Here is a 23,126-nt window from a genome sequence, read left to right as displayed (position 1 = left end):
CGGCGACGACGTGCCACCCGCGGCCGGAGTAGAGCGCGGCCGTGGCGGCGCCGAGGCCGCCCCCGGCTCCGGTGATGACGACGACGGGGGTGTCCGAGGCGGAGGCGGAGGTCATACCGCCGACGGTACCGGCGCGGCGGGGCCACCGGCAGGGGCTTCGGCGCGGGAACCGGTGTATCGGCCCCGCCCGGTCAGGTACCGACGGCCAGCCCGAGCTTGCCGGCCAGACGGTCGATGTAGGCCAGCACCTCCTCCTCGGACCTGTCCGGGGTTCCGTAGACGAGCTCGTGCACCCCCAGCTCGCGGTACATCTCGATCTTCTCGGGGATCGGCTTGCCGTCGAGCACCACGATGTACGGCTCCCCCTCGCGACCGGCCTCCGCCCACAGCTCCCGCAACTGCCGGACGCTCCCCGCGATGTCCTGGGAGATCGGGGTGGTCATCCAGCCGTCGGCGCTGCGGCAGATCCACTTGAAGTTCTTCTCGTTGCCCGCGGCGCCGACGAGGGTGCGGGGACCACCCGCCTGGACGGTCTTGGGCCAGGCCCAGCTGGGACCGAAGTCCACGAACCGCCCGTGGTACTCGGCCTCGTCCCGGCTCCACAGTTCCCGCATGGCCTCGAGGTACTCGCGCAGCATGGTGCGGCGCAGCGAGGGCGGGACGTTGTGGTCCGCCATCTCGTCGAGGTTCCAGCCGTACCCCACCCCCAGCACCGTGCGGCCACCCGAGAGGTGGTCGACCGAGGCGATGGTCTTGGCCAGGGTGATCGGGTCGCTCTCGACCGGGATCGCGACGGCCGTGCCGAGGCGGATCGTCGAGGTGACCGAGGACACCGCGGCGAGCGCGACCCACGGGTCGAGCGTGCGGCTGTAGCGCTCGTCGGGCAGCTCGGCCCCACCGGTGCCCGGATGCGCGGCCTCGCGCCGGACCGGGATGTGGGTGTGCTCGGGGACGTAGAAGGCCGAGAACCCGGCGTTTTCCGCGGCCACGGCGGCCGTGGTCGGCCGGATCCCCCGATCGCTGGTGAACAGGGTGAGTCCGAATTCCATGGGCGCTCCTCGTGCGGTCGGGCCGCCGGCCGACACCTGACCAGACAGGTGTCCAGCGGCAGTTCCCGACAGACTAGCGCACGGCGGCCGCGATGGGCGGGCACTCCTCGCCCGGGGCGCAGTCGGCGGGATCACCCGGTGCGAGGTGCAACCGCTGCATGGTGTGGTCCGAGACGTAGCGGAAGATCTCGTTGCCCGGCGTGGTGTGCGACAGGGCGTCCGCCGCGAGCAGCATGACCGCTCCGGTCCACGTGCTCAGCTCCACCGGCCAGCGCTTGCCGTCGGCGAAGACCAGTCCGGTCCAGTAGGAGCCGTCGGTGTCCCGCAGGTGCTGCATGTTGGTGAACTGCTGGAGCGCCTGCTCGTGCCGCCCGGCGGCCTCGAGCGCGAGTACGAGCTCGCACGTCTCGGCACCGGTGACCCAGGGCCGGTGGTCCACACACCGGATACCCAGGCCGTCGACGACGAACCGGTCCCAGAGCGAGTCCAGCCTGTCCTGGGCCTGATCCCCCACCATCACCCCACCGAGGACCGGGTAGTACCAGTCCATCGAGAACTCCGTCTTGGGCGTGAACAACTCGGGGTGCGCCCGCAGGGCGTGTCCGAGGGAGTCGGCGGCGGCGTCCCAGTCCGGGGCCGTCCCCCCGAGCTCCTCGGCGATCGCCACGCCACACCGCAGGGCGTGGTGGACGCTCGACGAACCGGTGATGAGCGCCTCCTCACAGAAGCCCTCCTCACCGGCACCCCACCACATCTGACCGTCCGGGCCCTGGAACGTCAGGACCAGGTCGAGCGCCCTGCGCACCGTCGGCCACATGGACTCCAGGAATCCCGGCCGGGCGGTGACGAGGTGGTGGTGCCACACCCCGACCGCGACGTAGGCGCAGAAGTTGGAGTCGGTGTCCGCGTCGACGATCACGCCGTCCTGCCACCGCACCGGCCAGGAGCCGTCACCGCGCTGGGTGTCGCGCAGGAACCCGTACGCCTTCTCGGCGGCCTCCCACTGGCCGGCCACCGACAGGCCCATGGCCGACTCCACGTGATCCCACGGGTCGGTGTGCCCGCCCGTGAACCACGGGATCTCACCGTTCGGTCGCTGCACGGAGGCGATCCACTCGCCGGTGGCCCGCACCGCGTCGGCGTCGAGGACCCCCGGGACGCTGGGGACGGGACGGGACCGGTCTACGCCGGAGTTGGTGGTGAGCACGGACGATCAGGCCTCCGCGGGCTTGCGTAGGTAGAACACGATGGACTTGCCCATCACCGGGTTGAGCAGCTTCTCGGCGGTCCGGGTGACCCAGGGGCCCTTCATCAGGTCCCACACCAGAAGCTTGTGATAGGCCTTGGGCAGCGGGTGGTCGTCGTTCTCCGTACCCACGGCGCACTTGAGCCACCAGTAGGGGGCGTGCAGCGCGTGCGCGTACCCGGTGCCGGTGACCTCCAGGCCGGCGGCGCGGAGCTTGAAGCCCAGTTCCTCGGCGGTGTAGATGCGGCAGTGCCCGCCCGGGTTGGAGTGGTAGGCGTCCGAGAGCTTCCAGCACAGCTTCTCCGGCCACTCACGCGGCACGGTCACCGCGGCGACCCCACCCGGCTTGAGGATCCGCACCAACTCGGCGATCGCCCGGGTGTCCTCCGGGACGTGCTCGAGAACCTCGGAGATGAGCACCAGATCGAAGGTGCCGTCCTCGTAGGGCATGTTCAGCGCGTCGCCGGTCACCGCCTCGCCCCTGGACTCCGGCAGGCCCTCACCCTCGGCCTCCATCGCGGCGAGCATCTCGGTCACCTGCCGCATCTCGTCCGCGTTCTGGTCGAAGGCGGTCACGTCGGCCCCGCGGCGGTACAGCTCGAAGGTGTGTCGGCCGAGGCCGGCTCCCACGTCGATGGCTCGCATGCCGGGAGTGACCCCGAGACGGGCGAAATCGGCGGTCAGCATGCGGCGTCCTCCTGCTCACGGATGTCGTACTCCCCGGAACCCGGGAGCACCTCGGGCACGTCGTCGGTGACGTGCTCGTCAATCTCTGTCTGGTCCGGCCCGATGACCGGACCGACGGTCAGGTCCGGGAGCGTCTCGCCCCGGACCCTAGCGATCGCCGTCTCGTAGACCTCGACGGTCCTCCTGGCCACGGCGGCCCAGCTGTAGCGCTCCATCACACGCTCCCGCCCACCCTGCGAGAGGCGTCGACGCTCGAGCGGATCGGACAGCAACGCGCTGATCTGGCGGGCGAGCTCGTCGACGTCGCCGGGTGCGACCAGTCGGGCGGCCGAGTCATCGGTGCCCACGACCTCCGGCAGCGCACCCGCGCGGCTGGCCACCACCGCACACCCGCTGGACATGGCCTCGACCGCGGGGAGCGAGAAGCCCTCGTACATGCTCGGGACCACCGAGATCTCGGCGGTGCCCACGAGCTCGGCCAACTCGTCGTCGTCGACCCCCGACACCAGGTCCACCGCGTCGCGCAGGCCGAGGGAGTCCAGCAGCCTGGAGGCCTCCCCCTTGCGCTTGAGCTTGGAGATCAGGGTGAGCCGCACCCCGGGATGCTCCTCGCGGACCTTCGCCAGCGCCCGCAACAGGATGGGGACGCCCTTGAGCGGCTGGTCGGCGCTGGCCACGCAGACCAGGCGTCCGGGCTCGCGGTCGCGGCGGTCGTGGAAGCGGTCGGTGTCCACACCGAGCGGGATCGTCACGATCCGCTCCGGGTCCACCCCGAAGTCGGAGGCGATGTCCTCGGCCGAGTTGCTGGAGACGGTGATGATCTCCTCGAGCTTCCGGGACACCCGGATCTGCATGCCCAGGAACCCGAACCAGCGCCAGGTCGTGAGCTTCTTGCGCAGCGGGGCCTCTTTCATGGCGAGGTCCCGGTCCCGGGTGATCGGGTGGTGCACCGTGGCGACCACCGGGAACCCGGCCTCCTCGAGCGTCAACAGGCCGCTGCCGAGGCACTGGTTGTCGTGCACCACGTCGAAGTCGGCCAACCGCGGCGTGAGCGCCCGCGCCGCGCGCAGGCTGAAGGTGCGCGGCTCCGGGAAGCCGGCGGTCCACATGGTGGCCACCTCGAGGAGGTCGATCCTGTCGCGGATCTCACGCGGGTGCGGCGTGCGGAACGGGTCGGCGTCGTTGTACAGGTCCAGGCTCGGCACCCTGGTGAGCGTGGGCCCCGGGTCGAGCTCCGGGTACGGCTGACCGGAGAACACCTCGACGGTGTGGCCCAGTGCGGCCAGCTCACGGCTCAGGTGACGGACGTAGACGCCCTGCCCGCCGCCGTGTGGCTTGCTCCTGTACGAGAGCAGTGCGATCCGCACTTCTCGATCGCCCCCTTCCGGTCATCCGGCCCCGGACCGCCCGCGAGGACCGCGGCGGCTCAGGGCACATCGAGCAAGTCTAGAACACGTTCGCGGCCAGCGACGACACGGCCGGGCCGACGCACCGGACCCCCGGGCGCTCGGGGCGCCCGGGGGTCCGGTGATCGTTCGGGTCGGCCGGTGACCGACCCGACGGGTGGGGTCAGTAACCCAGGTCGTCCAGGCGGACCGACGCGCCGGTGGCGTCGCCGAACCCGTCCTCGGGACCGTAGAAGCCGTCGCCGTAGTCCGGGATGGAGTAGGCGGCCGCGCGGGCCTCCTCGGTGGGCTCGACCGTCGAGTTGCGGTACCGGTTGATGCCGGTACCCGCCGGGATCAGCTTACCGATGATGACGTTCTCCTTGAGGCCCACGAGCTTGTCCGAACGCCGGTTGATGGCGGCGTCGGTGAGCACGCGGGTGGTCTCCTGGAAGGAGGCCGCCGAGAGCCACGAGTCCGTGGCCAGCGAGGCCTTGGTGATACCCATGAGGACCGGGCGCGCCGAGGCCGGCGAGCCGCCCTCGGTGAGCACGCGACGGTTCTCCGCCGTGAGCTCCGCGCGCTCGACCAGCGCACCGGGCAGGAACTCGGTGCTGTTGGACTCGTTGATCGCGACGCGACGCATCATCTGGCGGACGATGACCTCGAGGTGCTTGTCGTGGATCGACACACCCTGTGCGCGGTAGACCTTCTGCACCTCGTCGACGAGGAACTTCTGGACCCCGTTCGGGCCGAGGATGGCCAGCACCTCGTGCGGGTCCGCCGGACCCTCGAGCAGGGCCTGACCCCGCTCCAGGTGGTCGCCGTCGACGATCGGACGGGACGACCCGTCCTCGAGGATGACGTGCGCGAGACCCTGACGCTTGGACAGCTTCTCGTACACGATCTCGTCCGCACCGTTGTCCGGCACGATCGTGATCGTGTAGAAACGCTCCTCCTCCTCGAGGCGGATCCGGCCCGCCTCCTCGGCGATCGGGGCCTTGCCCTTGGGCACGCGTGCCTCGAAGAGCTCCTGCACACGCGGCAGACCACCGGTGATGTCGTCACCGACGCCACCCTGGTGGAACGTGCGCATGGTCAGCTGCGTGCCCGGCTCACCGATCGACTGGGCGGCGACGATGCCCACGGCCTCGCCGATGTCGACCAGCAGACCGGTCGCCATGGAACGGCCGTAGCAGGTGGCGCAGACTCCCGTGCCGGTGGTGCAGGTGAGGACCGAGCGGACCTTGACCTTCTCCACGCCCGCGGCGATGAGCGCCTCGATCGTCGGGTCACCGAGGTCGGTGCCGGCGGCCACGACGACCGCGCCGGAGGCGTCGACGGCGTCCTCCGCGAGGGTACGGGCGAACGTCGAGGTCTCGACGTGCTCGTCCCGGGAGAGCACGCCGGTCTCGACACCGTGCGCGTCCACCTCGCGGCGGGCGATGACCGTCTCGATGCCCTTGCTCGTGCCACAGTCCGTCTCGCGGACGATGACATCCTGGGAGACGTCGACGAGACGACGCGTGAGGTAACCCGAGTCGGCCGTACGCAGCGCGGTGTCGGCCAGACCCTTACGCGCACCGTGCGTGTTCATGAAGTACTCGAGCACCGTCAGGCCCTCGCGGAACGAGGACTTGATGGGCTGCGGGATGAACTCGCCGTTCGGACGCGTCACCAGGCCCTTCATGCCCGCGAGCGCACGGATCTGGGTCATGTTGCCCGCCGCGCCCGACTTGACGATCGTCGGGATCGGGTTGGAGTCCGGGTAGTTGGCCTCCATGGCCTGACCGATCTCGTCGGTGGCCTCCTGCCAGAGCTTGACCAGGTCGCTCTTGCGCTCCTCGTCGGTGATCTTGCCCAGCCCGAACTGCGACTCGAGTCGCGCCGCCTTGGCGTCGTACGAGGCGAGGATCTCCTTCTTGGCCGGCGGGACCAGCACATCGGACATCGCGATGGTGACGCCCGAGCGGGTGGCCCAGTAGAAACCGGTGTCCTTGAGCTTGTCCACCGTCTGCGCCACGACGATCATCGGGTAGCGCTCGGCCAGGTCGTTGATGATGACGGCCTGGCGCTTCTTGGGCATCTGCTCGTTGACGAACGGGTAGTCCGCCGGGAGCAGCTCGTTGAACATGACGCGGCCCAGCGTGGTCTCCGCGATCCACTCCTGGCCGGGGGTCCAGCCCTCGGGGAACAGCTCCGCCTCGATCTCGGCGGGGGGCCGCTGCTGCGACATCCGCACCCGGATCGGCGCGTGGATGTCCAGCACCTTCAGATCGACGGCCATGACGGCCTCGGACGGGTTCGAGTACACGCCGGTGGCCGGGGCGTCCTCCGCCGCCGGGACGTAGGCACCGGTGGCGCCCTCGTCGAGGCGGGTCAGGTAGTACAGGCCCGTAACCATGTCCAGACGCGGCATGGCGAGCGGGCGGCCCGACGCCGGCGACAGGATGTTGTTCGAGGCCAGCATGAGGATGCGGGCCTCGGCCTGCGCCTCCGCGGACAGCGGGAGGTGCACGGCCATCTGGTCACCGTCGAAGTCGGCGTTGAAGGCCTCACACACCAGCGGGTGCAGCTGGATGGCCTTGCCCTCGACGAGCTGCGGCTCGAAGGCCTGGATGCCGAGGCGGTGCAGGGTGGGTGCGCGGTTGAGCATCACCGGGTGCTCGGCGATGACCTCTTCGAGGACGTCCCACACCTGGTCGCGCTGACGCTCGACCATCCGCTTGGCGGACTTGATGTTCTGGGCGTGGTTGAGGTCCACCAGACGCTTCATGACGAACGGCTTGAACAGCTCGAGCGCCATGAGCTTGGGCAGTCCACACTGGTGCAGCTGGAGCTGCGGGCCCACGACGATCACGGAACGACCCGAGTAGTCGACGCGCTTACCGAGCAGGTTCTGACGGAACCGGCCCTGCTTGCCCTTGAGGAGGTCCGAGAGCGACTTGAGCGGACGGTTGCCCGGGCCCGTGACGGGCCGGCCACGACGACCGTTGTCGAACAGCGCGTCCACGGACTCCTGCAGCATCCGCTTCTCGTTGTTGACGATGATCTCGGGGGCACCGAGGTCCATCAGTCGCTTGAGGCGGTTGTTGCGGTTGATCACGCGACGGTAGAGGTCGTTGAGGTCCGAGGTGGCGAAGCGCCCACCGTCGAGCTGGACCATCGGACGCAGCTCCGGCGGGATCACCGGGACGGCCCCGAGCACCATCGCGGCCGGGTGGTTCCCGGACCGCAGGAACGCGGAGACGACCTTGAGTCGCTTGAGGGCGCGGATCTTCTTCTGACCCTTGCCGTTGCGGATGATGTCGCGGAGGTTCTCGGCCTCGGTCGCGAGGTCGAAGTTCTCCAGCAACGACTGGATCGCCTCGGCACCCATGCCGCCCTCGAAGTACTCGCCGAAGCGGTCCTCGAGCTCGCGGTAGATGCCCTCGTCCACGATGATCTGGTTGATCTCGAGCTTGGTGAAGGTGGTCCAGATCTCCTCGAGACGGTCCAGCTCGCGCTGGGCCGACTCGCGGATCTTCTTCATCTCCTTCTCGCCGCCGTCCTTGACCTTGCGGCGCTGGTCGGCCTTGGCGCCCTCGGCCTCCAGCTCGGCCAGGTCGGCCTCGAGCTTCTTGGCGCGCGCCTCGATGTCCGAGTCCCGCTCGTCCTCGATGATCTTGCGCTCCTCGAGGATCTGCGCCTCGAGGGTGCTGAGCTCGTTGTGGCGCAGGTCCTTGTCCACGCCGGTGATGACGTAGGCCGCGAAGTAGATGATCTTGTCGAGGTCCTTGGGCGCGAGGTCCAGCAGGTAGCCGAGCCGCGACGGGACGCCCTTGAAGTACCAGATGTGCGTGACGGGCGCGGCCAGCTCGATGTGGCCCATCCGCTCACGACGCACCTTGGCACGGGTCACCTCGACGCCACAGCGCTCACAGATGATGCCCTTGAAGCGCACGCGCTTGTACTTGCCGCAGTAGCACTCCCAGTCCCGGGTGGGGCCGAAGATCTTCTCGCAGAACAGGCCCTCCTTCTCCGGCTTGAGGGTGCGGTAGTTGATGGTCTCGGGCTTCTTGACCTCGCCATAGGACCAGTTGCGGATGTTCTCCGCGGTCGCGAGGCTGATGACCAGCTCGTCGAAGTAGTTGACGTCCTGCACGTAGGCGTCCTTTCCCGTATGGGATGGTGGCGGGCCCCTCGCGGGGTGGGGCCGGTGTGGGGCCCGCCGTGGTGGAACTGAATTAGTCGGATGCGGGGCGCCGATGGTGCACGCCCCCGGCGCCTACTGCGCCAGCTCGTCTGCCGCCGAGGACTCGTCGCGGGAGAGATTGATCCCCAGGTTCGCGGCGGTGCGGTCGAGGTCGTCGTCCTCGGCGCCCTCGCCCAGGGAGACCGCCTGGCCGTCGCTGGAGAGCACCTCGACGTTGAGGCACAGCGACTGCAGCTCCTTGAGCAGGACCTTGAACGACTCCGGGATCCCGGGCTCTGGGATGTTCTCGCCCTTGACGATCGCCTCGTACACCTTCACGCGACCCACGACGTCGTCGGACTTGATCGTGAGCAACTCCTGGAGCGTGTACGCGGCACCATAGGCCTGCATCGCCCAGCACTCCATCTCACCGAAACGCTGGCCACCGAACTGGGCCTTACCGCCGAGCGGCTGCTGGGTGATCATCGAGTACGGACCCGTGGAACGGGCGTGGATCTTGTCGTCCACCAGGTGGTGCAGCTTGAGGATGTACATGTACCCCACGGACACCGGGTACGGGAAGGGCTCACCCGACCGACCGTCGATCAGGGTCGCCTTGCCGTCGGCCTCGACCATCCGCTCGCCGTCACGGTTCGGGAGGGTGCAGCCGAGCAGGCCGGTGATCTCCGTGTCCGCCGCACCGTCGAAGACGGGGGTCGCCGTGTTGGTGCCGGCCTCGACGCTGTAGATCTCCTCCGGCAGCTTGGTCGCCCACTCGGGGAGGGAACCGTCCGCCTCGCGGGGCACCTCCCAGCCCGCCTTGGCCAGCCAGCCGAGGTGGGTCTCCATGATCTGACCGATGTTCATACGACGCGGGACGCCGTGCGTGTTGAGGATGATGTCCACGGGCGTGCCGTCGGGCATGAACGGCATGTCCTCGGCGGGGAGGATCTTGCCGATGACGCCCTTGTTGCCGTGGCGGCCGGCGAGCTTGTCGCCGTCCTGGATCTTGCGCTTCTGCGCCACGTAGACGCGGACCAACTCGTTGACGCCGGGGGGCAGGTCGTCGTCGTCGTCACGCGAGAACACGCGGACGCCGATCACCTTCCCGGACTCACCGTGGGGCACCTTCAGCGACGTGTCGCGCACCTCGCGGGCCTTCTCACCGAAGATGGCGCGCAGCAGGCGCTCCTCCGGGGTGAGCTCGGTCTCGCCCTTGGGCGTGACCTTGCCGACCAGCACATCGCCGTCACGGACCTCGGCGCCGATGCGCACGATGCCACGGTCGTCCAGGTCCGCGAGGACCTCGTCGGAGACGTTGGGGATGTCGCGGGTGATCTCCTCGGCGCCCAGCTTGGTGTCGCGGGCGTCGATCTCGTGCTCCTCGATGTGGATGGACGTCAGCACGTCCTCCTCCACCAGGCGCTGCGAGAGGATGATCGCGTCCTCGTAGTTGTGGCCCTCCCACGGCATGATCGCCACGAGCAGGTTCTTGCCCAGCGCCATCTCACCGTTCTCGGTGCAGGGTCCGTCGGCGAGGACCTGGCCGGCCTCGACGCGCATCCCCTCGTCCACGATCGGCTTCTGGTTGGAGCAGGTGCCCTGGTTGGACCGCGCGAACTTGGCCAGACGGTAGGTCTGACGACCACCGTCGTCGTCCATGACGGTGATGAAGTCGGCCGAGACCTCCTCCACCATGCCCGCACGGGTGTTGACGACGACGTCGCCCGCGTCCACGGCCGCGCGCAGCTCCATGCCGGTGCCGACGAGCGGCGCCTCGGAACGCACGAGCGGGACCGACTGGCGCTGCATGTTCGCACCCATCAGGGCGCGGTTGGCGTCGTCGTGCTCGAGGAACGGGATCATCGCGGTGGCGACGGAGACCATCTGCCGCGGCGAGACGTCCATGTAGTCGACGTCCGTACCCGCGACGACCTCGACGTCACCGTGCTTCTTGCGCACGAGGACGCGGTCCTCGACGAACCTGCCGTCCGCGTCGATCTCCGAGTTGGCCTGCGCCACGACGTGGCGGTCCTCCTCGTCGGCGGTCAGGTAGTCCACCTGGTCGGTGACGGCGCCGTCGACGACCCGGCGGTACGGGGTCTCGATGAAGCCGAACGGGTTGACCCGGGCGTAGACCGAGAGCGAGCCGATCAGACCGATGTTCGGACCCTCGGGGGTCTCGATCGGGCACATGCGGCCGTAGTGCGAGGCGTGCACGTCGCGCACCTCGAGGCCCGCGCGCTCACGGGACAGGCCGCCGGGGCCCAGCGCGGACAGGCGCCGCTTGTGGGTCAGACCCGACAGCGGGTTGTTCTGGTCCATGAACTGCGACATCTGGGAGGTTCCGAAGAACTCCTTGAGCGCGGCGGTGATGGGCCGGATGTTGATCAGCGACTGCGGGGTGATCGCCTCGGAGTCCTGCGTGGTCATCCGCTCGCGGACCACGCGCTCCATCCGGGACAGGCCCACGCGGACCTGGTTCTGGATGAGCTCGCCGACGGTGCGGAGCCGGCGGTTGCCGAAGTGGTCGATGTCGTCGACGTCGACCGGGACCTCGCGTCCGCCGGCGACCTGCATCGAGCTCTCGCCCGCGTGGAGGCGCACGAGGTACTCGATGGTGGCGGCGATGTCCTCACGCGTGAGCGTGGTGGTGTCGTCACCCTCGGGGTCCGGCAGACCGAGCTTGCGGTTGACCTTGTAGCGGCCGACGCGGGCCAGGTCGTAGCGCTTCTCCTTGAAGAACAGGTTCTCCAGGAGCGCCTCCGCGGACTCACGGGTCGGCGGCTCGCCCGGACGCAGCTTGCGGTAGATCTCGAGCAGGGCCTGGTCCGTGTCCTCGACCGTGTCCTTCTCGAGGGTGGACATCATGATCTCGGAGAAGCCGTAGCGCTCCTTGATCTCGGTGGTGGTCCAGCCGAGCGCCTTGAGCAGCACGGTCACGGACTGGCGGCGCTTGCGGTCGATACGCACACCGACCGTGTCGCGCTTGTCCACGTCGAACTCGAGCCACGCACCCCGCGAGGGGATGACCTTGACGGAGTGGACGTCGCGCTCCGTGGACTTGTCGCGGCTCCGGTCGAAGTACACGCCCGGCGAGCGGACGAGCTGCGAGACGACGACGCGCTCGGTGCCGTTGATGATGAACGTGCCCTTGTCCGTCATCATCGGGAAGTCACCCATGAAGACGGTCTGCGACTTGATCTCGCCCGTCTCGGTGTTCTCGAACTCGGCGGTGACGAACAGGGGCGCCTCGTACGTGCGGTCCTTCTCGCGGCAGTCCTCCATGGAGGCCTTGACCTCTTCGAAGTACGAATCCGAGAACGAGAGCGACATTGATCCGGAGAAGTCCTCGATCGGGGAGATCTCCCTGAGGATCGACTCCAGGCCTCCCTCGAGGTTGGTGACGCCGCGTGACGCGGCCCTCTTCTGCCACTCCTCCGACCCGATGAACCACTCGAACGACTCCGTCTGGAGGTCGAGCAGTCCCGGGACCGGCAACGGCTCGGAGAGTTTCGCGAACGAGACCCTCCGGGGCGCACCGGGAACGGTGGAAACTGACTTGGTCTGGCGGGAGACTGCCAAGATGGGTCCTTCCAGCACCTCACGTGATCACCACGGGCGGTGACCACAGATGTATCTGCGAGCGGTCCGCCGACGGGTATCCACCCAGATCCGACCCGATCGAGGACTCGGAGAGCACCCGGTGAGACCGGGGACGAGCCGTCACGGACGGACGAGAGTGCAAATAGCAGCCAGCGCAACGACCTAATCTAGCGGATAGCGGCGCGGAAGTCCAGCCGTCCACGGGAGTGATCCCGGAGGCTGTGCGCGGGCGGGTGCGCCGTCCGTCCCTGCGCTGGTTGCCCTCGTGGCTCTCGCCTCATCGGCCCCCGGTCGGGACGTCGCACCGGCGGGCGATCTGATCGCCCGATGCCCCTAAAGGGTGACGGGTCGGAGGCCGTTCGTCAAGGATCCGACGCGGTCCGGCCCACAAATGATCTGTCCGCCGACCCGTCAGGACGGCAGGTCGGGGATCCGGGACAGCTTCCACACCCCGTCGATCCGGTCGAGACCGACCAGGTAGGTGCCGCTGGTGCTGCCGGCCGCGACGCCGTCACGGGTCATCGAGACGTCCTGCACCAGAAGCACCTCGGCCTTGTCCCCGTCGAGGTAGGACAGACCCGCCTCGCGGACCTGCGCCTCGACGGCGGTGGCCGACTGCTCGTAGCTGTCGCGGAGCGCGGGCCAGTTCTCGTCCAGCTCGGACACGAGGGCCGGGGTGAGGAACTCCCCCAGCGAGTCGTGATACTCGTCGAGGGACTCGTGATCGATCGCGACGAGACGCTGCACGTTCGTGCTCGCGGCCGTCAGGACCTCGTCGGTGACGGCCTGGTCGACGAACGCCTGGTTGTCGACGTCCACACCGGGCTCCGTGGCCAGGAACGCACCGGTGGCTCCCGCCACCAGACCCACCGCCAGCGCGGCGTACGCCAGCGCCCGACCCCGGGGCAGCCCGCGGCCGGGCGGACTCCCGGCATCGGCAGTGCTCCGCGCGTCGGCCAACTCGTCGTCGTTCTGGTTCTCCCCCACACCCGAACCGGCCTCGGGCCGGGTCGATCCGGCGTGACCGGCCAGGCGCCGGCGAGCCGGCTGACCGGCAGGCTTCGGTGTCCTCTTGATGGGTGGCATCAGTCGTTCCCGTCCTTCCTCATCGGCCGGCGGAGGTGGTCGGCGCGGTGGTCGACTCCTCCTGCGTGTCGGGGTCGTCGGCGTCCGCGTTCCCGGCTCCGTCCCGGGTGTCCGGCGCCTCCAGCTCCTGCACGGACTGACTCGAGCTCCCGACCGGCACGGTCACGCCCACCTGGTTGACCGCGTTGGCCTTCCACGACCCGTCCTCACGGGTGAGATCCACCCGCATCGCCTGGCGTCCGGTGATGTCGTCCTGACCCTCCCGCTCGGAATGCGCGGTGAAGACCACCAGCACGGCGGCCTCGCCCGCCTCGAGGTCGAGGACCTCCACCGCGGACTGGGAGACGGTCGCCGTGGTGACCGCCTTCTGCTCCACGACACGGGTGCGGACATCGTCCGCCCACTGCTCCTGCTCCACGAGGAAATCGCCGGTCGAGGCGTCGGCGAGGTGCTGCAGCGACTCGTCGACGTTGCGGTAGTCGAAGCTGAACGCGTTGATGATCACCTGCGACGCCACCTCGGAGACGGTCTCGCGCTCGGTCGCGACCTCGTGTGCCGACCGCGCTTCTGCATAGCGCCAGCCGAACACGCCCAGCACCGCCACACCGGCCACCAGCACGACGATCGAGAGGACCGCCAGCCACCTCGGGACGGCCCGGCCCTCCTCGCCACCGTCCCTTGCCGGACGGTCGCCGCCCCTGACACTGCCCTGCGAACTCATGGCGGCGACGCTACCTGAACCAGGGCGCCCCGGATCACCGCCCGGTCGCCCGGTCACCGCGGGATCAGTCCCTGCAGGACCGCGAGCTGCTCGGCGGCCACGGACAGGTTCAACCGGTCCGGGTCGATCTTGGGCTTGGCGTCCCAGGGCTGCGTGACGCCCGGGTAGGCGTACTCGACCCGGTCGGCGCCGCGCACGGCGGTGGGGCTGCCGAGCGGAACCGTGCACTCGGCGTCGTAGTTCGGCGGGAAGTTCTGTTCCTGCGGGTCGAATGACGGGTCCTGCGCCCTGATCTGGTTGATGATGTCCCAGGTGCCTTCATAACCCTGGGTACACGGCGTGGGGTTGTCCATCTCCAGGACCAGACCGAAGTGGATGGTGCCGTCGCCCGGTGCCACCGACAGGCCGCCGGCCGCCAGGGCCGGCAGCAACTGCAGGAGCACCTTGAACGACGGCGCGAGCGGGTCCACGGTCTTCATGGTGGTCGACAGGTTCCCGATGGTCCGGGTGAGCGGCTCGCCGGAGTTCTCCACCAGGAACCGCGTCTCGTCCGCGAACTCGGGCCCGGTGGTGATGAGACGCTCGAGGTCGGAGTCGGAGTCACGCAGGGCCTCGGTCACCGTACGCAGGTCGCGGGAGAAGCTGATGATCTCCGCGGACTGGTCGGCCTGGGTGTCGAGGACGGTCGCCCCGTCCCGGATGAGGGCCTGCAGTTGCGGCATGGTGCGGATCCCGGAATCGGAGATGCGGATGAGGGAGTCCGAGAGTCGCTGGAGTTGCGGTCCCCGACCCTCGATCGCGGTACCCAACTCGTCGACCATCACCTCGAGGTCGTCGAGCGGCACCGACCGGGACAGCTCGTCGACCGAGGCCAGCAGGTCCTCCACGCGTACCGGCAACGCCTCGCGGCCCGCGCTGATCACGTCACCGTCCTGCAGATACGGCTCGGAGTAGGAGTTGGGCCGCAGGTCCACGAACTGCTCGCCGATCGCGGAGCGGTTGGCCACCACGGCCACGGTGTCCGCCGGGATGTCCGGAGCACTGGAATCCAGGTCGAGTTCGACCCGGACCCCGTCGTCGGTGAGCGAGAGCTCGCCGATTCGCCCGACGGGGGTGCCGCGGTAGTTGACCGCCGCGTTGGTGAACACACCTCCGGTATCGGGCAGGTCCAGGTAGACCTGGTACTGACCGATCCCGAACAACGAGGGCAGCCGCACGTAGTTGGCCCCGACGTAACTGATCCCCACTGCTGCGATCACGCAGAAGGCGATGAGCTGGGTCTTGAGTATCTTGCTCACTGGTATCCGGGCTCCCCTGGTTCAGGCAGGTAGTTCTCGGAGAACTCCGAGGTACCCGGCGCGGGCCTGGGCGTGACCGCCCGGTCCATGATCGGCGGGATGGGCAACAGCGGCAGGACGATGGTGGTCCGCCTGTCGGGGCCGTTTCCGTTCACCCAGGGGTTGCCTGGGTCGACGTTGTACGGGCCGCTCGTCGTGTTCGGGTAGATCGGCACCGGATCACCCTGGTTCGCGCCGAGGTTACGGAGCGTCTCGGAGATCGTCGCATCCACGGAGAGGAACACGTTCGCCGAGCCGCCGACGCTCGTCTGAATCGACGCGTCGGGGAAGGGGAAGGTGGGGACGAACCCGACAAGGTCGATGAGCTCCGGAGTCGACTCACCCAGGTACTGCAGCACCGGACGCAGTGATCGCAGGTCCGCGATGATGTCCTCCCGGCTGGTGAGCAGGATGTCGGATCCCACCTGCCCGAGCGCGTCGACCCGGCGCAACATCTCCACTAGCTGGGGGCGCTGCTCCTCGAGGACCGCCACCCCGGCGGGCAGCTCGTCGAGAGCGGCCTGGATCTGTTCCCGCTGGTCGTTGGCGCGGGCCGTCATCAGATTGACGCCCTCGAGTGCATCGGTGATGCTGTCGCGCTGACGGTTGAGTCCGGAGATGAGCTCGTCCGCCGAGCGCAGGGTCTCGGTGAGCCCCTCCTCGCGACCGTCGGTCACCGCGCGCAGCTCCGCGACGATCGGCTGGATCTGGTCCACGCCGCCGCCGTTGAGGAGCAGCGAGAGTGCACCGAGCACCTGCTCGATGTCCGTGGCCGTCCGACTGTTCGAGGTCGAGATCACATCGCCGTCGGACAACCTGCCGGCGGGCGGTTCGTCCTCGGGTGGGGTCAGTTGGACGAACTTCTCCCCCAGGAGGTTGGTCTGCTGGATCGACGCCTCCACGTTGGAGGGCAGGTCGAGGTCGTCGCGCAGGATGATCTCCACCCGCGCCGTCCACCCGTCCTCCGCGAGCGAGACGCCCGAGACGCGTCCGGCGTCGAGTCCGTTGACCTTGACGCTGGACTGGAGGACCAGGTCGAGCACGTCGTCGAACTGGACGGCCACCGTGATGGGGTCGTCCCCCACGTCGGCACCGCCCGGCAGCGTGTAGTCCTCGAGGTCCATGGAGCAGCCGGACACCAGCGCGGTGACCACGGCGGCGACGCCGAGGGCACGGATTCTGCGGTTGACGACGGGAACTGTGTGTCGGCTCATCCCCGACCCCCTTCCGAGGCGGGCGTCATCGGCCAGCCGTAGTTGCCCGGAACCGTCCCGGGGACTGGGATCGACTGCTTCATCTCGCCTGCCAGGATGCCGAGCGGCAGGTCGGGGTTGGAGGCCCGGAGTTCGCGGTTGCGCTCCGGCGCGAGCGCCTCACAGGCCTGGATGTCAGCGCGACGCAGGTTGTCCAGTTCCCTCAGCATCTCGTCCCCCGGGTTGAGACGGCTCAGCGTCATGAGTGAGCACAGGACGCCGGCCGGGTCCTGCTTCTCCGGCAGGTTCGCGCGCAGCGACAGGGAACCCGACTCGGAGTCGTAGGCGCCGATGAGGTTGGACAGGGCCAGCGGAGCCGTCTTGAGGATCTCCTCGAGATCGTCGCGCTGGTCGACGGTGATCTGACTGAGGGTCACCAGCCGGTCCGCGTTGCTCCGGATCACGTCCTGGTTGTCGCGAACCAGCCGGGCCACGTCGGCGAGCGCGTAGCTGAGTTCACCCAGGGCCCCCTGGAGGTCCTCCCGCTGACCCGACACGGTCCGGTTGAACGTCGCCATCTGGGTGTTGAACTCGCGCACCTGCGCGTCGTTCTGCGCAAGCATGGTGACGAACGACTGCAGATTGACCACGGTCTCGCTGATGTCCTGGCTCGAGTCCGCCAGCGTCGTGGCGGCCTTGGACAGTTCGTCGATCGACCGTCCGAGTGCCGCGCCGTTGCCACCGAGGGTGTCGGCGGACGTGGTCACGAACCGGTCGAGGGCGCCGTCCTTGTTGGCGCCGTCGGGCCCGAGGGCGTCCGTGAGGTCCTTGACCGACGCGTACAGCTTGTCCACCTCGACGGGCGTCGCGGTCCGCTCGAGCGGGATGTGCGCCCCGGACTCCATGACGGGCCCTCCCGAGTACGCGGGGAGGAGCTGGATGGTGCGGTCCGGGATGACCGACGGGGTCACCTGGACGGCCTTGGCGTCGGCGGGGACCTCGATACCCCTGTTGACGTGCAGCTTGACCTCGACGGTGTCGCCCATCGGGGTGACCTCGTCGACGGAGCCGACGGTCACCCCGAGGATCCGGACGTCGGTGCCCTGCGAGACGCCGACGGCCGAGGGGAAGGTCGCGGTGATGGTGGTCCGACCCATCCGCGTGACGGCGAGGTAGGTGACCGCCACGATCGCGACGACGACGACGAGGAGCAGCGCGACCAGCCAGTACGGCAGCTTCTTGTGCATCAGTTGATCCCACTCTGTCGGGCCGGTGCGCGGGCGCCGGGATAGAAGGGCGGTTCGGGGATGCCCGGCGGGACGAGGTTGGTGACCACCGAGTCGAACCAGCGACCGGTGCCCAGCAAGTTGGCGTAGAGCCGGTAGAAGGGCGCCAGGTTGTGGATCGACTTCTTCAGCTCCTCCTCGTGGTCGGTGAGGACCGCCAGCGCGGAGTCCAGGCTGTCGAGGGTCGGCCCGAACTCGGCCTCGTTCTCCGCGACGAACCTCCGGAGCTCGATCGACAGACCACGGGTGGAGGCCAACACGAGCTTGAGCGCCTCCGAGCGGCCGTTGAGCTCGCCCAGGAGCTGACCGGTCCCGACGATGAGCCTCCGGAAGTCCTCGTTGCGCTCCGCGAGGATCGCCGAACTGGTCCTGGTGGCCTCGAGCAGCTCACGGAGTTCGGCGTCGCGGCTGGACAGCGTCTGGGACAACCGGGCCACGCCGTCGACCGCTCCGCGGAACTCTTCGGGTGAGGCCTGCATCGCGTCGGTGAGCGTGTCCAGGCTCTCGGCGAGTTTCGCGTCGTCGATCTGGTCCAGTGTCTCGGCGGCCGAGGAGAACGCGGTGACCACGTCGTAGGGCGCCACCGTGCGGTCGAGCGGGATCGGTTCGGATCGGTCCAACTCGCCGTTCCCCGCCGGGATGAGTGCGAGGTACTTCTGGCCCAGGACGGTCTTGACCTGGATGCTCGCCCGCGTGTCGTCCCCGAGCCATGCGTCCTTGGTCCGGAAGCCCACGACGACCTTGTCCCCGTCGAGTTCGACGTCCGTCACCACACCGACCTTGACGCCGGCCACACGGACCTCGTTGCCGTCGGTCAGCCCGGCCGCTTCGGAGAAGTGCGCCGAGTACTTGGGCCCGGCACCCACGAAGGGCAACGAGTCCAGGCTGAACGCCGTCATGGTGAGAACCAGGATCACCACCACACCGACCGCGCCGATCGTGGCGTTCCCGAACCTGGGTTCGCTCGGCCTGCGCTTACTCATGAGATCCCCCCATGACACCGGGGCGCCACATTGGTGTACACCGGGTGATTGACTGTCGGGCCGCCGCTCGGCAGGAGGTTGGGCACGTTGGTACCCGGACCGCTCACCACGTCGAGTCCACAGAGATAGAACTGGAACCACGACCCGAACGACCCCATCCGGATGAGATTGTCGGTCTTGACCGGCATGTTCTGCAGAACCGTGCTGAGGGTGTCCCGGTTGGCGGTGATGTCGTCCGTGACCAGCTTGAGGTGATCGAGCGACTCGGTGACGCTCGGCCGGGTCGCGGTGACCACGTTCTCCGCGGAGGACGTCAGATCGGCTATCGAGTCGAGCGAGCTACCGATCGCGTCGCGCTCCTCGGCGAGTCCCTCCACCAGCTGCCTGGTGGTCACCACGAGCTGCTGGAACTGGACGTCCCGCTCGTTGATCGTCTGCAGGACCCGGGTGAGGTTGTCGATGACCTCCCCGATCACCTGATCACGGTCGGCGAGGTGGTTGGTGAGCTGCCCGGTCTGCTGGACCAGGTTCGCGACGGTCCCGCCCTCGCCTTGCAGTACACGGACGAGCGAGTCCGCGAGTGCGTTGACGTCCTCCGGCTGCAATGTGGTGAACAGCGGCCTGAAACCGTTGAACAGCGCCGTGAGGTCCACGGCGGGCGAGGTGTTCTCGATTCCGATGGTCGTCCCCTCCGGCATCATCGGCGCCACTGGCCCGGGTTCACGGCTGATGTTCATGTAGCGCTGACCGATCATGTTGCGTAGCCGCAGCGAGAGGTGGACGTTGGCCGGCAGCGTGCGGTCACCGGACATGGTGAAGTCCACCCTTGCCTGGTCCCGGTCGTGGATCTCGAAGCCGGTCACGTGACCCACCACGACGCCGGCGATCCGGACGTCGTCGCCCTCCTCGAGCATCGTCACGTCGGAGAAGATCGCCGAGTACTCGGTCCCGGCCTCGCGGGTGCCACCGCGGATGGTGGTGGCGAGGACCGTGCTCAGCAGGATGGTGACCACCACGAAGATCGCCAGCTTGACGAACGATCCCAGGACGCCCCCTCGGAAGAGAGCCTTGATCTTGGTGCTCATCGGAAACTCACCTCCGCCCCGCGGAGAGCAGGAGCACCGATCCCGCCGATCCACGCGGGGATCTCACCCGCGTCGCGGTCGGTGGCGACTCCGTAAACGGTGCGGACGGTGTCGGTCTCCAGCGGTGATCCCGCGTAGGCCATCGCCATGGCGTCCCTGTCCTGCCCCGCGGTGACGGTCGAGGGGAACGGCAGGTTGGGCTGCTCGGGGACGGCCCGACCCGGGGCGGCGGGTACGGACCCGCGGGTCCGTAGCCCGGGGACCGGACCGTCCTGGTCGAGCGGGTTGGGGAGGGTCGGGATGAATGCCGGCCCGGGATTGCGGGTGGGCGGCTGGTAGGCGCCGTCGGCGATGGCGCCGCCCGGCGCCGAGCCGAAGTTCTGCGGCTGCACTGCCGGCTCGTAGCACCGCGGTCCACGGGTGTCGAAGAACCGCGGCTCGTCCTGGTTGGGGACGTACCGGCCCTTGGGGTTGGCGATCTCGATGGTCACGCGGATGCCCGGGTTCGGGGAATCGACGCCGAGGATCGCGTCGGAGCGATCCAGCGCGATCATGAACTGCTCGACCGTGCACGGCAGCGCCGGGGAGTACTCGGCGAGATACTCCAGCGAGGTCCGGGAGTCGGCGGCGAGGGCGATGAGGTCCGAGCGGTTGGCGGCGAGGAAGCCGGTGAGGACCTCCGCCGAGGTGCTGATCCGTTGGAGCCCGTCCGCGATGTCGGTGCGCCGCTGGATCACGGTATCACCGGTCGTGCGCAGGGCGTCGAGTGCATGGATGAGATCGGGCAACGCCTCCGAATAGGTCTGCGAGAAGGTCGCGAGATCCTCGAGCCCCGCCTCCAGTGCTGGCATCTCCTGGGTGATGCCGTCGAACACCTGGCCGATCTCCACCAGGCTCGCCCCGATCTCGTCGCCCCGGCCCGACAGGGCCTGGTTGAGTGCCCCGAGTGTGCCGGCGAGCTTCTCCGGCGGGACGGCCTCCAGAACCGGGAGCAGACCGTCGAGGACCCGGCCCAGCTCGACCGCGTTACCGCGAGTGTCCTGTTCGATAGTGGCGCCGGGTTCGATGGTCCCCACGGGCTGCTCGGGGAAACCCAGGTCGACGTACCTCTCGCCGAAGAGAGTCTTGGGAAGCATCCTGCCGTTGACGTTGGCCGGGAGCTGGTCGATGAACGCCGGATCGAACTCCATGTTCACGCGGACCTTGTCCCCCTCGGGCTCGACCCCGGAGACGCGTCCGACCAGGACGCCGCGCGCCTTGACGTCGGCGTCGTTGGGCAGGGAGAACGCCATGTCGTCCGCGATCATCGTGACACTGTCCGAGGTCGTGAACGCACGGTTGTAGATGGCGATGGTGGTGCCGACGAACGCCAGGACAATGACGAGGAACAGCGCGGCCAGCAAGCGCTTGGATACGGTCGAAAGCTCGTTCATCCCGCCACCCGCACCGTCGTGGTTGTGCCCCAGAGGGCGAGTCCGACAAAGAAGTTGAGAATCGCGACCACGACGATCGTCGTCCGGACCGCGCGGCCCACCGCCACGCCGACGCCAGCCGGACCACCGGAGGCGGTGAACCCGTAGAAGCAGTGGATCATCACCAGGACGAACGCGAAGATGATCACCTTGATGAACGAATAGATCACGTCTTCCGGTGGCAGGAAGAGATGGAAGTAGTGGTCGAACGAGCCCGTGGACTGGCCCTGAAGCATCGTATTGACGCCCCGTGTCGCCAGATAGGATGACAGCAAGCCCACCACGTACAGCGGGATGACGGCGATGAACCCGGCGATGATCCGCGTGGTCACGAGATACGGCACGCTGGGAATGGCCATCACCTCGAGCGCATCGATCTCCTCGGAGATCCGCATCGCGCCGAGTTGGGCGGTGAAACCGCACCCGACGGTCGCCGACAGCGCCAGCGCGGCCACCAGCGGCGCGACCTCACGGGTGTTGACGTACGCCGAGAGGAAGCCGGTCAGGACCGAACTGCCGATCTGGTCCAGCGCGGCGTAGCCCTGGAGTCCCACGACGACACCGGTGAACCCACTCATCATGACGATCACGCCGATGGTTCCGCCGAGGACCGCGAGCACGCCCACGCCGAAGGTCACCTCGGCGATCAGGCGCAGGACCTCTTTCCGGTAATGCACGAGAGTCTGCGGGATCCAGCGGATCGCCCGCAGGTGGAACGCGAGCTGGTCACCCAGACTGTCGAACGAGCTGACCGGGCCGCGCACCAGGGCCCGGAGCCGGGCCCTGGTGGGCCCGACGTCGGTGAATATCGCCATCATGACCCCTTCGGCGGAACGATCTGCAGGTACATCGCAGTGAGGATGAGGTTGGCGAAGAACAGTAGGAGGAAGGTCAGGACCACTCCGAGGTTCACGGCGTCGCCGACCCCCTTGGGCCCACCCTTGGGATTCATTCCGCAATACGAGGCGACCACGCCGGCGATGAGCCCGAACACCAGGGCCTTGAACGAGGACATGATGAAGTCGGGCAGCTGCGCGAGCGCACCGAAGGACATGAGGTAGGCGCCCGGGGTGCCGCCCTGCAACAGGATGTTGAACACGTAACCGCCGGCGATCCCGACGATGGACACGAGGCCGTTGAGCAGCACGGCGACGAGCATCATGCCGAGTACGCGCGGGACCACGAGCCTCTGGACCGGGTCGATCCCGAGGACCCGCATGGCGTCGAGTTCCTCACGGATGGTCCGGGCACCGAGATCGGCGGCCACGGCTGAACCGGCGGCGCCGGCGATCAGCAGTGAGGTCACCAGGGGCGCGCCTTGCTGGACGACGGCGAGAACGCCCGTCGCACCTGTGTACGCCTCTGCTCCGAGCTGTTGGACCAGCGATCCGGTCTGCATCGCCACGACCGCCCCGAAGGGGATCGCGACCAGCGCCGACGGCAGGATCGTGACCGAGGCGATGAACCACGACTGACTGATGAACTCCCGGAACTGGAACGGCCTCCTGAAAATCCCACGAATCACCTCGAGGAAGAGGCGGAACACCTTGCCCGCCCCGCCGATCGCCCCCCGGACGCCGCCACCCACGTCCGCCGGAGACACACCGGACCTCACCTTGGGTTGCTGAGTCGCACCCTCCGCCATTTACTTCCCCCGACCTCTCCGGTGTCCTCAGTTCTCGTCGGACCCGTAGTGGTCGTCGATGCCTGCGGCCGATGTGCTGTCCCCGGTGCTCCTGGGGGTGGCGCCGGCCGTCGCCGCCGCGGCGTGCTTGCCGTTGCCGCCGGTGCCGGTGCCGTTGCCGCCGGTGCCGTT

General features: G+C 68.4%; 16 protein-coding genes. All 16 read right to left on the bottom strand.

Annotation, left to right across the window (positions count from 1 at the left end):
- Positions 1 to 191: 191 nt before the first annotated feature.
- Positions 192 to 1,049, bottom strand: coding sequence for an LLM class F420-dependent oxidoreductase (locus G6028_RS00085; RefSeq protein WP_179525960.1), 858 nt, complete (start codon positions 1,047 to 1,049; stop codon positions 192 to 194).
- Between the two features lie 73 nt (positions 1,050 to 1,122).
- The gene (locus tag G6028_RS00080) at positions 1,123 to 2,256 is read right to left on the bottom strand and encodes a prenyltransferase (protein ID WP_182657601.1); all 1,134 of its coding nucleotides are present in this window, start codon (positions 2,254 to 2,256) and stop codon (positions 1,123 to 1,125) included.
- 6 nt (positions 2,257 to 2,262) lie between these two features.
- A complete protein-coding gene (locus tag G6028_RS00075) occupies positions 2,263 to 2,982 on the bottom strand; it encodes a class I SAM-dependent methyltransferase (RefSeq protein ID WP_182609596.1) in 720 nt (239 codons plus the stop codon).
- Entirely contained in the window at positions 2,976 to 4,349 is a 1,374-nt protein-coding gene (locus G6028_RS00070) for a glycosyltransferase family 4 protein (RefSeq protein ID WP_182609595.1), read from the bottom strand. Before G6028_RS00070 ends, G6028_RS00075 begins: the two co-directional genes overlap by 7 nt.
- A 202-nt stretch (positions 4,350 to 4,551) precedes the next feature.
- Entirely contained in the window at positions 4,552 to 8,511 is a 3,960-nt protein-coding gene (locus G6028_RS00065) for a DNA-directed RNA polymerase subunit beta' (protein ID WP_182657599.1), read from the bottom strand.
- A gap of 123 nt (positions 8,512 to 8,634) precedes the next feature.
- The gene (rpoB, locus tag G6028_RS00060; protein WP_179523159.1) at positions 8,635 to 12,144 is read right to left on the bottom strand and encodes a DNA-directed RNA polymerase subunit beta; all 3,510 of its coding nucleotides are present in this window, start codon (positions 12,142 to 12,144) and stop codon (positions 8,635 to 8,637) included.
- Positions 12,145 to 12,558: 414 nt separating this feature from the next.
- Positions 12,559 to 13,233, bottom strand: a complete 675-nt coding sequence (locus tag G6028_RS00055) for a hypothetical protein (protein ID WP_182657597.1) — start codon at positions 13,231 to 13,233, stop codon at positions 12,559 to 12,561.
- A 19-nt stretch (positions 13,234 to 13,252) separates the two neighbouring features.
- A complete protein-coding gene (locus G6028_RS00050) occupies positions 13,253 to 13,954 on the bottom strand; it encodes a hypothetical protein (RefSeq protein ID WP_194306721.1) in 702 nt (233 codons plus the stop codon).
- 53 nt (positions 13,955 to 14,007) lie between these two features.
- Positions 14,008 to 15,252: an MCE family protein gene (locus tag G6028_RS00045; protein WP_107746183.1), complete on the bottom strand. Its 1,245-nt coding sequence runs from the start codon at positions 15,250 to 15,252 to the stop codon at positions 14,008 to 14,010.
- Complete coding sequence (locus G6028_RS00040; protein WP_107746181.1) at positions 15,249 to 16,505, bottom strand: MCE family protein; 1,257 nt, start codon at positions 16,503 to 16,505, stop codon at positions 15,249 to 15,251. Before G6028_RS00040 ends, G6028_RS00045 begins: the two co-directional genes overlap by 4 nt.
- The gene (locus G6028_RS00035) at positions 16,502 to 17,731 is read right to left on the bottom strand and encodes an MCE family protein (protein WP_107746179.1); all 1,230 of its coding nucleotides are present in this window, start codon (positions 17,729 to 17,731) and stop codon (positions 16,502 to 16,504) included. Before G6028_RS00035 ends, G6028_RS00040 begins: the two co-directional genes overlap by 4 nt.
- Positions 17,731 to 18,753, bottom strand: a complete 1,023-nt coding sequence (locus G6028_RS00030) for an MCE family protein (RefSeq protein WP_107746177.1) — start codon at positions 18,751 to 18,753, stop codon at positions 17,731 to 17,733. The genes G6028_RS00035 and G6028_RS00030 overlap by 1 nt, the downstream gene beginning before the upstream one ends.
- Positions 18,750 to 19,838: an MCE family protein gene (locus tag G6028_RS00025; RefSeq protein ID WP_107746175.1), complete on the bottom strand. Its 1,089-nt coding sequence runs from the start codon at positions 19,836 to 19,838 to the stop codon at positions 18,750 to 18,752. Before G6028_RS00025 ends, G6028_RS00030 begins: the two co-directional genes overlap by 4 nt.
- Positions 19,835 to 21,271 carry an MCE family protein gene (locus G6028_RS00020; protein WP_182657595.1) on the bottom strand — a complete coding sequence of 479 codons (1,437 nt, stop codon included), beginning with the start codon at positions 21,269 to 21,271 and terminating at the stop codon, positions 19,835 to 19,837. The genes G6028_RS00025 and G6028_RS00020 overlap by 4 nt, the downstream gene beginning before the upstream one ends.
- Positions 21,268 to 22,125: an MlaE family ABC transporter permease gene (locus G6028_RS00015; protein WP_107746647.1), complete on the bottom strand. Its 858-nt coding sequence runs from the start codon at positions 22,123 to 22,125 to the stop codon at positions 21,268 to 21,270. Before G6028_RS00015 ends, G6028_RS00020 begins: the two co-directional genes overlap by 4 nt.
- A complete protein-coding gene (locus G6028_RS00010; protein WP_182657592.1) occupies positions 22,125 to 22,955 on the bottom strand; it encodes an MlaE family ABC transporter permease in 831 nt (276 codons plus the stop codon). Before G6028_RS00010 ends, G6028_RS00015 begins: the two co-directional genes overlap by 1 nt.
- Between the last annotated feature and the right edge of the window lie 171 nt (positions 22,956 to 23,126).

Origin of the sequence: Dietzia cercidiphylli, from assembly GCF_014145145.1 — a bacterium.
Taxonomy (GTDB): domain Bacteria; phylum Actinomycetota; class Actinomycetes; order Mycobacteriales; family Mycobacteriaceae; genus Dietzia; species Dietzia natronolimnaea.
The sequence above is the reverse complement of the archived record's forward strand: the minus strand, read 5'-3'. Positions and strand labels throughout refer to the sequence as shown.

Excerpts from the sequence above, each read along its gene's own strand:
- G6028_RS00055 (WP_182657597.1), bottom strand. The coding sequence starts at position 13,233 with ATGCCACCCATCAAGAGGACACCGAAGCCTGCCGGTCAGCCGGCTCGC.
- G6028_RS00050 (WP_194306721.1), bottom strand. The coding sequence starts at position 13,954 with ATGAGTTCGCAGGGCAGTGTCAGGGGCGGCGACCGTCCGGCAAGGGAC.
- G6028_RS00035 (WP_107746179.1), bottom strand. The coding sequence starts at position 17,731 with ATGCACAAGAAGCTGCCGTACTGGCTGGTCGCGCTGCTCCTCGTCGTC.
- G6028_RS00085 (WP_179525960.1), bottom strand. The coding sequence starts at position 1,049 with ATGGAATTCGGACTCACCCTGTTCACCAGCGATCGGGGGATCCGGCCG.
- G6028_RS00030 (WP_107746177.1), bottom strand. The coding sequence starts at position 18,753 with ATGAGTAAGCGCAGGCCGAGCGAACCCAGGTTCGGGAACGCCACGATC.
- G6028_RS00010 (WP_182657592.1), bottom strand. The coding sequence starts at position 22,955 with ATGGCGGAGGGTGCGACTCAGCAACCCAAGGTGAGGTCCGGTGTGTCT.
- G6028_RS00015 (WP_107746647.1), bottom strand. The coding sequence starts at position 22,125 with ATGGCGATATTCACCGACGTCGGGCCCACCAGGGCCCGGCTCCGGGCC.
- G6028_RS00075 (WP_182609596.1), bottom strand. The coding sequence starts at position 2,982 with ATGCTGACCGCCGATTTCGCCCGTCTCGGGGTCACTCCCGGCATGCGA.
- G6028_RS00020 (WP_182657595.1), bottom strand. The coding sequence starts at position 21,271 with ATGAACGAGCTTTCGACCGTATCCAAGCGCTTGCTGGCCGCGCTGTTC.
- G6028_RS00025 (WP_107746175.1), bottom strand. The coding sequence starts at position 19,838 with ATGAGCACCAAGATCAAGGCTCTCTTCCGAGGGGGCGTCCTGGGATCG.
- G6028_RS00040 (WP_107746181.1), bottom strand. The coding sequence starts at position 16,505 with ATGAGCCGACACACAGTTCCCGTCGTCAACCGCAGAATCCGTGCCCTC.